Consider the following 15,892-nt stretch of genomic DNA (forward strand, 5'->3'; position numbering starts at 1 on the left):
ACACGCCGGGTCGGGGGCGTCCGCTGAGGGCGCAGGCAGGTGTGATCTTGCCCGAGGTGGCTGCACCGCCGGGGAACGGCGTGGGATCCTGGGGCGCGGTACCCGCGGCAGGAGGCGATCGCCCCGTCCGGTGCCGTCGATGCCCGCAACGCTAGGAGATCCACGTCGTGAACCGACGTCTCATGACCGCGCTGACCGCCGTTCTCGGACTGCTGGTGGTGGCGCTGGCCGTCTGCTCTGCCACAGTGTGGCGTCCGAGCTCCACGGCGCAGGCCACCCTGCCAGGTACGACCGAGCTCCACTACGTCGTCACCCAGCCCGGGGTCCTGGGCCTGGTGGACTCCGACGTGACCATCACCGCCACCGCGGTCAACCCCGACGAGAAGGCCAGCATCGTCATCGGCCACTCGGCCGACGTGCAGGCCTGGCTCGCCCAGGACCCCTACCTGTCGGTGACCGGCCTGAGCGACTGGACCGCCCTGACCTCCACGGAGGTCACCCAGCGCTGCGAGACCCCTGAGACCAGTGCCACACCCGCTCCTGAGGCCACCGAGGGGGCCACCGCCGGGCAGACGGCAGCCCCGTCCGCCACCCCCAGCCCCTCCGCCACGCCAGGGGCGGACGCCACGGCGTCGGGTACCGCCACCGCCCAGCCACCGGCCGTTGACGAGAACGGCTGTACGACGCTGCGCAACTCCGGCGCCGACCCCACCGGCTCGGACCTGTGGGTGACCAGTGCCTCCGACACCGGCCAGACCACCCTGAGCCTGGACGCCACCGACTCCGACCTCGTGGCGCTGGTGTCCACCGACGGCTCCTCCGCCGCCCCGAAGGTGGCCCTGTCCTGGCCGCGCAACGTCTCGACCCCGTGGCTCATCCCGGGCCTGGTGGTGGGCGCCCTGCTCATCCTCCTGGGTGTCTTCGGGTTCCTCGTCGACGTCCAGACCCGTCACGCCGAGGCCCGGCGGCGGGCCCGGGCCGCCGAGCGGGCCGCCCGCATTGCCGCCGCCGACGGGGTGAGCACGGCCGCCCTGCCCCGGGTGGACGACCCCAACCGCGCCCTGACCCGCCGGGAGCTCAGGGAGAAGGCGCGTGCGGAGGCCGCGGGCGAGGAGTGGATGGATCCGCGCACCAGGAAGGTCTACGTCGGCGGCCAGGAGGTGCCGACCATCCCGCAGGCCGACGAGGCGGTCGCCTCCGACGCCGCTGCCGACACCGCGGCCTACGGTGACTACGAGCCCCAGGAGGGCTACGGGGCCCAGCCTCCCGCCCAGGACGCGGGCCAGGAGACGGCTACCTTCCACCCCGTGGACGACGCCGTCACCTACGGCGGCTACGAGCCCCAGGAGGGCTACGGGGCCCAGCCCCCTGCCCAGGACGCGGGCCAGGAGACGGCTACCTTCCACCCCGTGGACGACGCCGTCACCTACGGCGGCTACGAGCCCCAGGAGGGCTACGGGGCCCAGCCCCCTGCCCAGGACGCGGGCCAGGAGACGGCTACCTTCCACCCCGTGGACGACGCCGTCACCTACGGCGGCTACGAGCCCCAGGAGGGCTACGGGGCCCAGCCCCCTGCCCAGGACGCGGGCCAGGAGACGGCTACCTTCCACCCCGTGGCGGACTCGCCGTCCGGTAACGGGGAGGCCAGCACCAGGCCCTGGGACACCCAGCCGCGGGGCCGTCGTCACGACGAGGAGAACGCATGATGACGTCCCGCCGGTCCTTCCTCGCAGGCGCGGGAGCGGCAGCGCTGGCCACCACGCTGGCCGCCTGCTCCCAGGACGTCCCTAGCGTGCCCACCGCCACCGGCACCTCCACGCCCCTGCCGGTGCTGGACTCCGACCGCCTCACCGAGGCCCTGACCCGGATCCACCAGGGCATTAAGCAGGCCGACGCCTCCAAGGACGCCAACGCCCTGGCCGGCTACCTCACCGGCCCGGCCGAGCGGGTCCGCCAGAAGGAGTACGCGGTCGCCACCGCGGTGGGCGACGACTCCCTGGTCCACGTCCTGCCCGACACCACCCAGGCCGGCGCGGTGGGCCTGACCAAGGACTTCCCCCGCACCGCCATGACGATCACGGAGAAGGACCCCTCCATCGGGGTGCCCTACCTCTACGTCCTCGACCAGGGCACAGCCCGCGACAATATGAGGATGTGGGCCTGGATCCGCCTGTTCGCCGGGGCCAAGGTGCCCGCGACCGCCACGGCCCTCAAGGGGAGCGAGCAGATCGACGCCGACTCCACCGGGCTGGTCGCCACCCCCGCTGAGGTCCTGGCCTCCTACGTGGACGCGCTCAACGACCCCAACGGCGCCAACGGCAAGGCCTTCACCGACGACCCCGTGCGCCAGCGTGTGGCGGCCGACCGGGCCGTGGACGTCACCGCGGCAGGCAGCATCACGGTCACCGCGAGCGCGGGCACCGACGGCTTCCGGGGCGTGCGCACCACTGACGGCGGGGCGATCGTGGTGACCACGCTCAGCTTCAACACCGTCTACAGCCGGACGGTGGCGGGCGGGACGCTCAATGTGGCCGGCTCCGCCGCCAGCCTCCTGGGCGACCCCGCCGTACGCGGCTCGGTCACCATCACCACCGACGTCATGATCGCCTTCTCGGTCCCGGCCCAGGGCTCCGGGAAGACGGCGTCGGCCCTGGGCGGCGACCTGGTCCTGGCCGCGGCGACCCGTGACGACTCCACCTCGCCGGGCTGAGCGCGCCCGGCCGCCCGGAGCGTCCGGCCACCCGGCTGTCCGGCCGCCCGCGCCCGCCTACCCGGCGCGCCCGGGCGGCGTGCGCAACCCCTGACAAACCACCGCAGAGAGAAGACCTATGAGCATGTTCGGTGCCGTTGACCTGTCCACCCTCGCTCCCAAGGCAGGTGCGTCCGGGGCCCCGGACGCCCCCTCCGCGGCACCTGCCGCCTCCCACCGGCCCCCGGACGGGGGCGTCCCCGCGCCCCTGGTCGTGGACGTCACGGCGGGGAACCTGCGGGACGTGGCCGAGGTCTCTACCCAGGTCCCGGTCGTCCTGGTGCTCTACACCCGGCGCTCGGAGCCCTCCACGAAGGTGGCCGCGCTCGCGGAGCGTCTGGTCCAGGACTACGCGGGCCGCTTTGAGCTGGGGCTGGTGGACGTGGACGTCGCACCGGAGGTGGCCCAGGCCCTCCAGGCCACCGCCGTGCCCTGCGCCCTGGCCCTCGTGTCGGGCCAGCCCCTGCCTGTCTTCCAGGGGACGGTTGAGGAGACCCAGCTGCGCGGGCTGCTCGACCGGGTCCTCCAGGTCGCGGCCTCCCACGGCGTCAACGGCCACCTGGCCCTGGACGGGGACGCCGAGGCGGCCCGGGAGCCGGAGGAGACCGAGGTGGAGCGTCAGGCGCGTGAGGCCGTGGAGCGGGGTGACTACGCCGCCGCCGAGGAGGTCTACAGGCACGCCATCGCCCAGGACCCCACCAACGAGTCCCTGCAGGTCGCCCGCGACCAGGTACGACTCATGGCCCGCCTGGACGGCCAGGACCCCCACGCCCTCCTGGCGGCTGCCGACGCCGACCCCGCCGACGTGGAGGCGGCCCTGGCCGGGGCCGACGCCGCCCTGGCCCTGGGGGACGTTGACGCGGCCCTGGGACGTGCCCTGGAGGCGGTGCGCTCCCACCAGGGTGACGAGCGTGAGCGGGCCCGCCTGCGGCTGCTGGAGATCTTCGCCCTGGTCGGCACCACCAGTCCCCGGGTGGCCCGGGCCCGGCGCCAGCTCGCCACCATGCTGTACTGAGGCTCTCGGGTCTCACGGGTGCCGGGCCCGTTCTCACGGGCAATAAGTACCGTTCTCACGACGAACAAGTACCGTTCTCGCGGCGAATAAGTACCGTTCTCGCGACCGGGGCTCACGGGTGCTGGGTCCGGCACCTCACTAGGGCCCGGCGCCCCCGTCACACTGGCAGGGGCGCCGGGCCCCGGGCAGGGCCCCAGGTGTCCGGTAGTCGGCTCGTCAGGCGATCGGCTCGGGGTCGATCCTCCAGACCTCGCGGGCGTAGTCGCTAATGGTGCGGTCCGAGGAGAAGCGTCCCGAGCGGGTGATGTTCACCCAGACTCGGCGCTGCCAGGCGCGGGTGTCGGCGTAGTCGGCGGCCATGGCGTCCTTGGTCTCGCGGTAGGCGCTGAAGTCGCCCAGGACGTAGTAGACGTCGGCGGGCTCGTAGGAGGGCTCCAGGAGGCTGCGGCGCAGGTCGGCGAACCAGCCCGAGCCGTTGTCGTCCAGGGTGCCGTCGGTCAGGGCGTCCAGGGCCCGCTTGAGGCCGGGCACGTTCTCGTAGTGCCACACCGGGTTGTAGCTCGCCCGCAGGGCGGGCAGCTCCTCCTCGGTGGCGCCGAAGATGTAGGCGTTGTCCGCCCCGACGGCGTCGAGGATCTCCACGTTGGCGCCGTCGAGCGTGCCCAGGGTCAGGGCGCCGTTCATCATGAACTTCATATTGGAGGTGCCCGACGCCTCCTTGCCGGCCGTGGAGATCTGCTCGGAGACGTCGGCGGCCGGGATAATGTGCTCGGCCGACGAGACGTTGTAGTTGTGGACGAAGACGACCTTGAGGGTGCGGGAGACCACCGGGTCGTTGTTGACCAGCTTGGCAATAGCGTTAATGAGCTTAATGACGCCCTTGGCGCGGATGTACCCGGAGGCGGCCTTGGCGCCGAAGATGAAGACCCGCGGCGGGACCACCAGGGAGGGGTCCTGCTTCATGCGGAAGTAGAGGTCCAGGATGTAGATCGCGTTGAGCAGCTGGCGCTTGTACTCGTGGAGGCGCTTGATCTGGACGTCGAAGATGGCGTCGGGGTCGATCTCGACCCCCTCGCGCGTCCTGACCCAGGCGGCGAAGTCCACCTTGTTGGCGTGCTTGACCTCGGCCAGGCGGTCCAGGACGGCGTCGGTGGCGGCGTCGGTGTAGTCGCCCAGGACGGACAGGTCCTTGACCCAGGCGTCCGAGCCGGTGACCTCGTCCAGCAGGGCGGACAGGCGCGGGTTGCACTGGCGCAGCCAGCGGCGCGGGGTGACGCCGTTGGTCTTGTTGTTGAAGCGCTCGGGCCAGATGGCGTGCCAGGGGGCCAGGGTCTCGCGCTTGAGGATCTCGGTGTGGAGGGCGGCCACGCCGTTGATGGAGTAGGAGGCGTAGCAGGCGATCCACGCCATGTGGACCTTGCCGCCGGAGACCGGGGCGATGTAGTCGATGGTGCCCTGGTCCACGCCGCGTCCGGCGAGCTCGGCACGGAAGCGGCGGTCGATCTCGTAGACGATCTCCAGGATGCGCGGGAAGAGGCGCTCGAAGATGGAGATCTCCCAGGTCTCCAGGGCCTCGGCCAGCACCGTGTGGTTGGTGTAGGCGAAGGTGTGGCTCACCACGTCCCAGGCGGCGTCCCAGCTCAGGTGGTGCTCGTCCATGAGCAGGCGCATGAGCTCGGGGATGGCCAGGACCGGGTGGGTGTCGTTGAGCTGGACGGAGTTGAAGTCGGCGAACCCGCTCAGGTCGTCCCCGTGGTGGGTCACGTAGTTCTCCACGATCTCCTGCAGGGAGGCGGAGCAGAAGAAGTACTGCTGGCGCACCCGCAGGACCTTGCCCTCGTAGGTGGTGTCGTTGGGGTACAGGACGCGGGAGATGTCGGCGGTGCGCTCACGCTCCACAATGGCGTCGGTGAAGCGCTGGGAGTTGAAGGCGTCGTAGTCGAACTCCTCCATCGACTCCGCCCGCCACAGGCGCAGCGTGTTCACGTTCCTGGTGCCGTAGCCGGTAATGGGCATGTCGTAGGGGATGGCGCGCACGGTCAGGTCGTTGTAGGTGACAATGCGCTGGGCCTCCTCACGACGGATGACAAAGGGGTAGCCCTCCTCCATCCAGGGGTCGGGGTGCTCGGTCTGGAAGCCGTCGGAGAAGAGCTGCTTGAACAGCCCGTAGCGGTACAGGATGCCGTAGCCGGCCACCGGCAGGTCCAGGGTGGCGCAGGAGTCCAGGAAACAGGCGGCCAGGCGTCCCAGGCCCCCGTTGCCCAGGGCGGCGTCGGGCTCCTGCTCCAGGATCTCGGAGAGGTTCTGACCGAAGGCGCCCACGGCCTCCTGGGCCTGCCGGACCAGGCCCAGGTTGGTGAGGTTGTTGAGCAGGGCACGTCCCATGAGGAACTCGGCGGAGAAGTAGTGCTCCATGCGGCCAGCGCGGTAGCGCTGGTCGGTGGTGTACCAGTTGTCCGCGATGGCGTCCACGACGGCGGCGGACAGGCCCTGCCAGACCTCCATCTGGGTCGAGGCCTCGGCGGGGTGACCAGAGACGGATCGCACCGCGGAGGGGACGGTCGTCACCAGGTTCTGCGTCATACTTGCTTCCCTTGTCGGTTATGCGGTGGCCGGTTGCCAAGGAACTGAGCAACGGCTGAAACAACGTGCGTCACCAGGAGGGCACAGGCATGGGCTGCGGGGCCCAGACGCGCACTCCTGCGAGCCGTTCCTCAGCGTACCGGCTGTTCTCGGGGCCCGCATGCCGACAGCGGCCAGCTGGCTCCTGGTGGGGGCGGGTGCGCCGGCCCCTGCCCTAAGGACGCCCACCTGTAGAGTGGGGCCATGAGTCTGCCTGTATCCGCCCGCCCGGATCCGGCCGGGCCCGCCTCCCGACCCGTGCCTGGCTGACTCCGCTCCTGCTACCACTGCCAGATCCCGCTGCTGGTTATCTGGCCGCTCATGCCTTCCTTTGGGCGCATGCTCCTGGGCTCCGGGGGGTGGATGACCCTGTTCGCGCTGTTCTACATGCTCCCCTTCCTGCTGTGCGCCCACGGGCTCGTCCTCGTCCTGACCTGGGCCCGGGCCCGCCGGGTGGGCTGCGACGCCATGGGGGCGGTCACCGGCGCCTTCTACCTGGTCTACGTCGTCTCCTTCTTCGTCCTGTGCCTGGCCATGCCCGACGCCTCCGACGCCAGCGCGACCCCCTCGGTCCTGGGCCGGGCCGGGCTGAGCGCCTCCGTGAGCGACGGCATCGCCTTTGCCGCCCTCGTCCTCAGCGCCGTCTGCCTGGCGGGGTGCCTGGTGGCGGCCGTCACCGGGCTGGTCCTGGCGGTCCGCCACGGGAGCCACACCACAGCCCCCGGGCGTCTCCCGCCGCGAGACGCCCGGGGGTAGGTGCCATACTGGGCGGCGTGACTGACACGATCTCCCTTGGTATCCCTGCCGTCCGTGAAGTCCGCCCCGTCCTCGGAGAACGCCGGCCCACCCGTCGCATCCAGGTCGGCGACGTGGCCGTAGGGGGCGGGGCTCCCGTCTCCGTTCAGTCCATGACCACCACCAAGACCCACGACATCGGCTCCACCCTCCAGCAGATCGCCGAGCTCACCGCCGCCGGCTGCGACATTGTGCGCGTGGCCTGCCCCACGGACAAGGACGCCGCCGCCCTGCCGGTCATTGCCAAGCAGTCGCGCATCCCGGTGATCGCTGACATCCACTTCAACCCCAAGTACGTCTTCGCCGCCATTAAGGCCGGCTGCGGGGCGGTGCGCGTCAACCCCGGCAATATCCGCAAGTTCGACGACCAGGTCGCCGCCATCTGCAAGGCCGCCTCCGACCACGGGGTCTCCCTGCGCATTGGCGTCAACGCCGGCTCCCTGGACCGGCGCCTGCTCAAGAAGTACGGCAAGGCCACCCCCGAGGCCCTGGTGGAGTCCGCCACCTGGGAGGCCGGCCTGTTCGAGGAGAACGACTTCCACGACTTCAAGATCTCTGTCAAGCACCACGACGTGGTCACCATGGTCCAGGCCTACCGGCTCCTGAGCGAGAAGGGCGACTGGCCCCTGCACCTGGGGGTCACCGAGGCCGGCCCCGCCTTCCAGGGCACCATCAAGTCCGCGGCGGCCTTCGGCACCCTCCTGGCCGAGGGGATCGGCGACACCATCCGCGTGTCCCTGTCCGCCCCGCCGGTGGAGGAGGTCAAGGTCGGCACCAAGCTCCTGGAGTTCATGGGCCTGCGCGAGCGCAAGCTGGAGATCGTCTCCTGCCCCTCGTGCGGGCGCGCCCAGGTGGACGTGTGGACCCTGGCGGAGTCCGTCGAGGACGGGCTCAAGGACATTACCGCCCCCCTGCGCGTGGCCGTCATGGGGTGCGTCGTCAACGGCCCCGGTGAGGCCCGGGAGGCCGACCTGGGCTGCGCCTCGGGCAACGGCAAGGGCCAGATCTTCGTGGCGGGCAAGGTGGTGGAGACCGTCCCGGAGAGCCAGGTGGTCGAGACCCTCCTGCGGCACGCCCGGGAGATGGCCGACCAGATGAGGGACGAGCTCGGCGAGGAGGCCCTGGAGGGCACCCGTCCGCAGGTCGTGCCCGTCTGAGGCCGACGGTGGCCGACGGGGGCGGGAGCCCACGTCCCCTCCCGGCGCCTAGGACCGCCCCCGTGCTCCGACGCAACCGCCGCATTACCGCCGTCCCGCCCGACCGGCGTGAGGGCCTGGTGCGTCTGTGCGCCCTCGACCCCGTCGAGGGGGTCTCCCTGGCCCACCAGCTCACCCGCTGGGAGAGGTGGGGCCGGGGGGACGTCGTGGTGACCGGCACCCTGGACGCCCCCACCGCCGGGGCGTGGGCCACCGGCTCCCTCATGGTCTACGGCCTGGCCCCCCGCCCCGGCCTCGGGCACGCCGGCGCCGACCCGCAGGACGTACGGGCCCTGGCTGAGCACGCCCGGGGCCGCATGGTGCGGCGGGGTGCGGTCTCCGGCCCGCGGAGGGACGTCGAGGCCGTCTGGGGGCCGCTGTCCGAGGCGGGCCTGACGGCCCGTGAGGCCCGCTGGAACCAGCCGCTCCTCCTGGCGCCCCGTGCCGCCGAGGGGCTCCTGGCCGCCCAGCTGCGGCGTCGGCCCCACCTGGGGTGGGTCGGGGCGGGGACCCGGGCCGCGGTCCCGGCTGAGGACGCCCTGGTCCAGCCCGCCGCCGCCGCCATGTTCCGCGAGGAGGTCGGCTACGACCCGGCCTGCTCGGGCCGTGCCTTCGCCCGGCACATCTCCTGGCTCGTGGGCAGCGGACGCGGCTACGTCCTGCTCGACGACGGCCAGGGCGGCCCCGCGGCCCCCGGGGGTCCTGCCGCGGTGGCCTTCAAGGCCGACGTGGGCAGCCTGTGGCGCTCGCCCTCCGGGGCCGTGGCCCAGCTCACCGGGGTGTGGACCCGGCCGGACCTGCGTGGGCGGGGTATCGGGACGGTGGCCCTGGCGGCGGTGGTGGACGCGGTGCGCGCCGACCACGTGGGGCCTGACGGGGTGGTGAGCCTGTACGCCAACGACTTCAACGCCCCGGCCCTGGGGCTGTACCGGTCCCTGGGGTTCACCCGGCACGGCACCTTCGCCACGATCCTGCTGTAAGGCCCCCACGCGCCCTCCGGGGTCTGGCCCGGGGGTGGAGACGGCGTCCAGGCCGCAGGCCCTCCGGGGCCCTGGCCTAGGCGCGCCCGTGCTCCACCGGGCCCACCACCGTCATCGACCTCACCCCTGGCCTAGGCGCGCTTATAAGGTCCCGGCACGCCCTGGCCCGGGCACCGGGGCGGGTCCCCTACCCGCCAGTGGCGCACAGCACGTGGCACCCTCGGGGGAACTCGCATAGCATCACCCGACGTGCGCGATATCCCTGAATCCGCCTCCAATGACACGGGGCGTCATAATATTGAGGTCTGGAACGACCTCGTCTCACCCAGAGACCTTGTCATCTGCCTGCTGGTCGCGGCCGCCTGTACCGTCGCCGCGGTGCTCATCTCCTCCAGGGTCGGCGGGCAGCCGCTTTTCTGGGGGCTGGGGGCGTCGGTCGTCGGATTCACCGTGAACTGCTTCCTCGTGGCCCCCAAGCGTGAGGTCACTATTGTCGACGAGGTGCCCGATACCGGTGACGACGCCGGTCAGGGCGCAGGCGAGGACGGTGCCAGGTGAGCGTCGACCTCGTCCTCCTCATGCTGGCGGCCGTTCTCGGCGCCGTCGCCCTGTACACCTTTATCGGCTTTATCCCCGGTACCGACGAGACCAGCGTCCTCGCCCCCGTCACCCTGGCCCTGGTGCTCTCCGGGGCCCCGCCGCAGGTGGTGCTCTCCTTCTTTGTCTCGGCGGTCGTCACGCTCAACCTCATGAACGGCATACCCACGGCTCTGGTGGGGCTGCCCGGTGGCGTAATGTCGGCGCCGCTGATGGAGCACTCCGTGCTCCTGCGCAACCGGGGACTGGCCTCGGACACCATTAGGAAGATGGCGGTCGGCTCCGCCATCGGGACCCTGGTCTCCATCCCCCTGAGCTTCGCCCTGGCGGGCCTGATCGCACGCTTCGCCGAGCCCATTAAGGCCCAGGCCCCTCTTATCCTCGCGGCCTGCGCGGTGCTCCTGGCGCTGCTCGGGAGGAACCGGATCCTGGCGCTGGTGGCGATCGTCCCCATGGCGCTCATGTTCGAGGCCCTGCCCGCCCTCTACCACGCGACCCACATTATCCCCGCTGACAAGAAGGTGAGTATCTCCTTCTTCCTGGGGATCACGGTGGGCCCCATGCTCGTCACCCTGCTCGAGCTGCTCAACCCCAGGCGCCGTGAGGCCCTTCCGCACGGGGACCGCACCAGGACGGCGCTCCTGCGCTCCGGCTTCCGCTCCCAGGCGCTCATGCCCGGCAACCTGGTCACCCGCTCCGAGGGCTGGTGGAGCACCGCCATGGCGGCGCTCTCCACGCCCCTGTTCATGCTCAGTCCCGTGGGCCTGACCTTCCTGCTGGGGGAGGCCTCGGTGGCACGCATGAAGGACGACCCGGTGCGCCGCTCCCAGCGCGCCGTGACCGTCATGAGCGCCCTGACGCACTCGACCTACCTGGCTGGCGTCATTATCCCGCTGGTCGCGCTGGGCTTCCCCGTCTCGGGCGTGTCCGCCGGGCCCGCGATGCCGCTGTTCGAGGCGCCGCCCGTCTACGACCTGGAGGGGCACAACAACCTGCACTACCAGCTGCACATGCCCGGTTTTATCGGGGCGGTGGCCCTGGGCGCGCTCATCGCCGTGGTCATCACCTACGTCATCGCGGTGCGCTGGTCCTCCCAGATCACCTACTTCGTGACCCGGCGCGTCCCGCACGAGGCGGTGCTCGCCCTGTTCACGGCGTTCATTATGCTGCTGGCCTACATTGACGCGGGCATCCCCAACGTCTTCGGGGTGCTGATCATCGGCGTGGCGTGCGGGGCGCTCAACCGCCTGGGGGTCAACTACGGCGTGCAGTTCATGACGCTCTACGCCGCCCCCGGCATAGTCAAGGCGCTGGCCTCCCTGGCCTGATCCCTGACCACTTCCGGCGACGTACCTTGAGCGCCGGGGACGTACCTTAAAGGTACGTCCCCGGCGCTCAAGGTACGTCCCCGTTGCTTGTGCGGGCCCCTAGCCCGAGCGGCGGGCGAGGCGGTCCAGGTCCGCCCCCAGCAGGCGCGCCTGCTCGGCGGTGCGGCCCGTGACCAGCACGTCCGTGCGGCGCAGGGCCCTGACGTCGGACGCCCCCAGCAGGGTCATGAGGGTGCGCACGTGCTCGGTCCACGTCCTCAGCTCCTGCTCCAGCCCGTGGGCGCCGCGGCCGGACAGGGTGCGCAGGAAGTGCCCTGAGACGCCCACGGCGCAGGCGCCCAGGGCCAGACAGCGCACCACGTCCAGGGGGGTGCGCACGCCCCCCGAGGCCAGCACCGGCAGCCTCGGATCCTCGCCACCGAGCACCTCCAGGAGGCACAGCGCCGTCGGCTGCCCCCAGCCGCTCAGGTAGGAGTAGTCCTGGTCGGGACGCCGGGCGTTCTCAATGGCGATGAAGTCCGTACCCCCGGCGCCGGCCACGTCCACCGCGTCCACGCCGCACCCCGCCAGGGTCTCCACGGTGCGCCGGGAGAGCCCGAACCCCACCTCCTTGACCACCACCGGCACGTCCACGGCCGCGGCGATGTCGGCCACGCCCCGGGACCAGTGGCGCAGGTCCCGGTCGCCCTCGGGCATGACCAGCTCCTGGGCCGCGTTGAGGTGGACCTGCAGGGCGTCGGCCCCGATCATCTCCACGGCGCGCACCGCCTGCTCCGGGCTGACCGTGGGGCCCACGTTGGCCAGGACGAAGGCGTGCGGGGCCTCGCGCCGGATGACCTCGAAGCCGTCGGCGCACCCCGGATCCCTTAAGGCCACGTGCTGGGAGCCGCAGGCGATCGCCACGCCGGCCGCGGCGGCCCCCCGGGCCAGGTCGGCGTTGACCCGGGCCGTGGCCGGGGTGCCCCCGGTCATGGCGTTGACGTAGAAGGGGACCGGCCAGGGGGAGCCGCACACGCTCGTGCTGACGTCGACCTCCCGGGCGCTGGCCGCGGGCAGGGCGTGGTGGACGAAGGACACGTCGTCAAAGGCGTTGGGGCGGTCCGTCCGGTGCAGGCGCAGGGCCAGCTCCAGGTGCTCGTCCTTGCGGCTGGCGTGCTCCCACCTGGTGGGCCGGCTCACGGTGCGTCCTCGGGGCGTGAGTAGACCGACAGGTCCAGGGGCCGGATGCCGGCCGCCTCCCAGGCCGAGCACATGCCGGGTATGTCCGTACCCGGCAGGCACAGGGCGATACCGCAGTCCCCGCCCCCGGCGCCGGAGCTCTTGGCCGCGGCCCCGTGCTCCTGGGCGACCTCCACCAGACGCCGCAGCCGGGGGGTCTCAATGGCGATCCCGCTGGTGGCGCCCAGGCGGGTCAGGAGGCGGCGGCTGCGCCCGATCTGCTGCCTGACCTGCCGGGGGTCGTCCTCCTCCAGGGCCCTCACCAGGGCGTCCAGGCAGCTCTCGGAGTCACGCAGGAACGCGCTGTAGGCGGCGTCGTCGGCCCCGCCGCGGGCACGGGCCCGGACGCCGGCCACCAGCTGGGGGGTGGAGGCGGGGGTGCCGGTCCAGCCCACGCGCAGGGAGGGCCTCGGCGGGTCCAGGCGGCGGATGAGCAGGTGCGGCCAGGGGGAGCGCACCAGGTCGCCCACGCTGGTGCGCTCACGTACCTCGTGCAGCCACCGGCGGTCGGGGGAGGTGTAGCTGACCCACCCGGTGAAGGCGCTGGCCGCGATGTCGCCCCCCGACCCGACGGGCTGCACGGCCTCGCTGGCCAGCACGGCCAGCTTGTAGACGGCCAGGTCGTCCAGGGGCAGGTCGTAGAACCCGGCCACGGCACGCACCGTGGCCACGGTCACCGCCGCGGAGGACCCCAGACCGAGCTTGCGCCCGTCGGGCTCGGCCAGCTCGCTGTGCACGTCCAGGTCGAAGAAGCGCAGCTCCCCGCCGCCCTCGCGCACCACCTGCTCCACGTGGCGGATCGCCGAGACCACGTAGTCGTTGGACTGCCGCTCGACCACCACCGTGCCGTCGGGGCTGCGGTACCAGGTCAGGTAGCGGGTCTCGTACAGGGCGGAGGTAATGCGCCCGGTGTGCTCGGCGGGGGTGACGCGCACCGTGATGAAACGGTCCACCGCCACCAGCAGCGCCTGGTGCCCGGGCTCGACGACGGCGTACTCCCCGGCGATGTAGAGCTTGCCGGGCGCGCTCCGGCGGATCACGGGCGGGCCCCCTCCACGCGCACGCCCCCTCCCGGGTACCTGACCCACACGTCCGCGTCGGTCAGGCGCTCCCTCAGGGCAGCGGCCACCTGCTCGGCGCTGCTGCCCCGGGTGAGGACCTTCACGTTGGGGCCGGCGTCAATGGTGGCCCAGGCGGGCAGGCCGGCCTCACGCAGGTCGCGGACGGCCTGGAGCGCCTGGAGGGTGCGCGGCAGCCAGTACACGACGGCGGGGCGCGCGGCGATCATGGTGGCGTGCATGCCCAGGGCGTTGGCCTCGACCACCTGGCCCAGGCCCTCCAGGTCGCCGTCGCGCACCGCCTCCAGCGCGGCGCCCAGGTCCCGGCCACTGGCCTCCACCCAGGCGGGGTAGAGCGGTGAGGTGTCCACGGTGCGGCGCATGGCCACCGTGCTGGGGACGGGCTTGTGCCCCGCGCAGAGCACGAGCACGACCATGGCCAGGTCCGTCCGGCAGGTGACGGGCTCGGCGTAGGAGGTGGCGTCGTCGGTGCCCGCGTTCCACAGCACCAGGGGGCCGAAGACCGAGCGCGCCGCCGAGCCGGAGCCGCGTCGGGCCAGCCGGGACAGGGCGCGGTCGTCAAGGTCCATGCCCGCCGCCCGGGAGGCGGCCGCGGCCAGGGCGGCGAACCCCGCCGCGGAGCTGGCCAGGCCGGCCGCCAGCGGCACCGTGCTGGTGGAGGTCACGGTGGCGGGCGCCGTGACGCCCGAGCGGGCCCGCACCAGGTCCAGGAAGCGGGTCACCCGCCCCAGCGCCGTCCCGGCCAGGCGGGCGCCGTCCACGCTCACCGCGTCCGCCCCGTCCGCCCCGCCGTCAAAGGAGACCGTGGTGGTGGTCCGGGTGGCGTCCAGGGTCAGGGACAGGCTGGAGGTGGTGGGGATCCGCAGCGACTCGTCCGCCTTGCCCCAGTACTTGATCAGGGCGATATTGGCGTTCGCGCTGGCGGTGGCGGTGGGCGTCACGCGGCCACCTCGCTGGTGCGCATCCGGTAGGCCCAGGTGGCGGGCGCACCGGCGTGCCCCAGGGCGGAGCGGACGCGCTCGGCGTCCTGGTCGCCGGCCAGGGCGATGACGCAGCCGCCCAGGCCCCCTCCGGTGAGCTTGGCGCCCAGCGCCCCGGCGGCGCGGGCGGCACCGGTGAGGTGGTCCAGGACCGGCAGGCTCAGGCCGAGCTCGGCGAGCACGTCGTGCGCCTGGTCCATGGCCGCCCCCAGGGCGGGGGCGTCACCCCGGTCCATGGCCGTGATCCCCGTGTGCGCCAGCGCGCCCAGGCTGGCGATGAGAGGGCCGATGCCCTGGGGGTCCTGCTCGTAGCGCCGGCGCAGGCCGCCCACGGCCTGGCGGGTGGAGCCGTGGACGCCGGAGTCGGCGATGAGCAGGTAGGCGTGGTCGATGTGCTGGCTGAGCTGGTGCATCTGCCCGCCCTGGAAGCGTATGGGGGCGGGGGAGCAGGTGGCCGCCGCGTCCAGCCCCGAGGGCCGGCCGTGGGCGACCTTCTCGGCCGTCTGCGTGAGCGCGAACAGCTCCTCGCGGGAGGCCTGACGCCCGCAGGCGTCCAGGACCGCGCGGATGACGGCGCCCGCGGCGGCCGCCGAGGACCCCAGCCCGCGCTCGTGGGGGAAGTCGCTGTGGGTGGTGACCTCAAAGGACTGCCCCAGGCACCCGGAGAACTCGCGGGCCGCCTCGAAGGCGCGCACGACACAGGCGAACCGGGGGCCGCTGGCGTCCATGGGCCCGTGGTAGCCCAGGCTGTGCAGCTGTGAGGGGCCGGGCACGGGGGTGGCCGTGGCCCGCATCCGCAGGTCATGCAGGGGCACGGCGACGGCGGGGTGGCCGTAGACCACGGAGTGCTCGCCCAGGAGGATGGCCTTGGCCCAGGTCCGGCCGTGTCCCTCACGGGCGGGGGAGTGGGGTTCCATGTCTTTATTCCTTGCCTGTGGCCCAGGGGTGCGGGGAGGCCGGGCCGGGTAGGGACGCGTGCTGCACCGCGGGCCGGGTGGCGCTGGTGCCGTGGCCCCGTCGTGTCCTCAAGGCGCCCTTATCGGAGCGGAGCTCCTGAGGCCCTTACGGTTCCACGCCAGAGCGGGGCCGAGCGTATCAGTCCCGTTTGCCCGCCCACAAGTAGTGGGCGTCACCTGCCCGGGGTGCCCCGGTGCGGGTGCCCTGAGGCTGGCGCCGTCGCGCGGCTGGCGAGTGGCGCGCCGCTGGCGGGAGCGGCGCGACGTCTCGGTGCGGCGGTTGCAGGGGGCGCCGGTTGCCGGGAGGCCGTCGGGCTGCGGGTATGGTGGCGGGCGAGACCAGCCGTCGGCGCCCCGCGCGGATCCGCCGTGCGGAC

The 15,892-nt window shown here is 72.5% G+C and carries 13 protein-coding genes; 8 read left to right on the forward strand and 5 right to left on the reverse strand.

Annotated features, from left to right (window positions below; genetic code table 11):
• Positions 1-167 precede the first annotated feature (167 nt).
• The 3 genes from C3V41_RS01450 (at position 168) to C3V41_RS01460 (ending at position 3,764) form a co-directional block, all read left to right on the forward strand.
• Positions 168-1,706, forward strand: coding sequence for a hypothetical protein (locus C3V41_RS01450; protein WP_129591447.1), 1,539 nt, complete (start codon positions 168-170; stop codon positions 1,704-1,706).
• The gene (locus tag C3V41_RS01455) at positions 1,703-2,710 is read left to right on the forward strand and encodes a twin-arginine translocation signal domain-containing protein (protein ID WP_106108798.1); all 1,008 of its coding nucleotides are present in this window, start codon (positions 1,703-1,705) and stop codon (positions 2,708-2,710) included. Before C3V41_RS01450 ends, C3V41_RS01455 begins: the two co-directional genes overlap by 4 nt.
• Before the next feature lie 118 nt (positions 2,711-2,828).
• The gene (locus C3V41_RS01460) at positions 2,829-3,764 is read left to right on the forward strand and encodes a tetratricopeptide repeat protein (RefSeq protein ID WP_106108799.1); all 936 of its coding nucleotides are present in this window, start codon (positions 2,829-2,831) and stop codon (positions 3,762-3,764) included.
• Positions 3,765-3,980: 216 nt separating this feature from the next.
• Here C3V41_RS01460 and C3V41_RS01465 read toward each other — a convergent pair whose 3' ends face one another.
• Positions 3,981-6,347, reverse strand: coding sequence for a glycogen/starch/alpha-glucan phosphorylase (locus tag C3V41_RS01465; RefSeq protein WP_106108800.1), 2,367 nt, complete (start codon positions 6,345-6,347; stop codon positions 3,981-3,983).
• A 360-nt stretch (positions 6,348-6,707) separates the two neighbouring features.
• Between C3V41_RS01465 and C3V41_RS01470 the strand changes: the two genes are divergently transcribed.
• From C3V41_RS01470 to C3V41_RS01490, 5 genes are all read left to right on the forward strand, one after another.
• Complete coding sequence (locus C3V41_RS01470; protein ID WP_129591448.1) at positions 6,708-7,142, forward strand: hypothetical protein; 435 nt, start codon at positions 6,708-6,710, stop codon at positions 7,140-7,142.
• Positions 7,143-7,159: 17 nt separating this feature from the next.
• The gene (gene ispG, locus C3V41_RS01475) at positions 7,160-8,338 is read left to right on the forward strand and encodes a flavodoxin-dependent (E)-4-hydroxy-3-methylbut-2-enyl-diphosphate synthase (RefSeq protein WP_106108802.1); all 1,179 of its coding nucleotides are present in this window, start codon (positions 7,160-7,162) and stop codon (positions 8,336-8,338) included.
• A gap of 62 nt (positions 8,339-8,400) precedes the next feature.
• On the forward strand, positions 8,401-9,357 hold the full coding sequence (locus C3V41_RS01480) for a GNAT family N-acetyltransferase (RefSeq protein ID WP_254423638.1): 957 nt from the start codon (positions 8,401-8,403) through the stop codon (positions 9,355-9,357).
• Between the two features lie 249 nt (positions 9,358-9,606).
• Positions 9,607-9,915: a hypothetical protein gene (locus C3V41_RS01485; RefSeq protein ID WP_106108803.1), complete on the forward strand. Its 309-nt coding sequence runs from the start codon at positions 9,607-9,609 to the stop codon at positions 9,913-9,915.
• Complete coding sequence (locus C3V41_RS01490; protein ID WP_106108804.1) at positions 9,912-11,282, forward strand: tripartite tricarboxylate transporter permease; 1,371 nt, start codon at positions 9,912-9,914, stop codon at positions 11,280-11,282. Before C3V41_RS01485 ends, C3V41_RS01490 begins: the two co-directional genes overlap by 4 nt.
• Before the next feature lie 99 nt (positions 11,283-11,381).
• Here C3V41_RS01490 and fni read toward each other — a convergent pair whose 3' ends face one another.
• From fni to mvk, 4 genes are read right to left on the reverse strand one after another with little or no spacing between them, the layout of a single operon-like run.
• The gene (fni, locus tag C3V41_RS01495; RefSeq protein WP_106108805.1) at positions 11,382-12,461 is read right to left on the reverse strand and encodes a type 2 isopentenyl-diphosphate Delta-isomerase; all 1,080 of its coding nucleotides are present in this window, start codon (positions 12,459-12,461) and stop codon (positions 11,382-11,384) included.
• Positions 12,458-13,540 (reverse strand): phosphomevalonate kinase, encoded by a 1,083-nt coding sequence (locus tag C3V41_RS01500; protein WP_106108806.1) that lies wholly within the window; start codon positions 13,538-13,540, stop codon positions 12,458-12,460. Before C3V41_RS01500 ends, fni begins: the two co-directional genes overlap by 4 nt.
• On the reverse strand, positions 13,537-14,520 hold the full coding sequence (mvaD, locus tag C3V41_RS01505) for a diphosphomevalonate decarboxylase (protein ID WP_106108807.1): 984 nt from the start codon (positions 14,518-14,520) through the stop codon (positions 13,537-13,539). The genes C3V41_RS01500 and mvaD overlap by 4 nt, the downstream gene beginning before the upstream one ends.
• Positions 14,517-15,476: a mevalonate kinase gene (gene mvk / locus C3V41_RS01510; protein ID WP_106108808.1), complete on the reverse strand. Its 960-nt coding sequence runs from the start codon at positions 15,474-15,476 to the stop codon at positions 14,517-14,519. Before mvk ends, mvaD begins: the two co-directional genes overlap by 4 nt.
• Positions 15,477-15,892: the final 416 nt, after the last annotated feature.

This window comes from Actinomyces sp. oral taxon 897 (assembly GCF_002999235.1).
Lineage (GTDB): Bacteria > Actinomycetota > Actinomycetes > Actinomycetales > Actinomycetaceae > Actinomyces.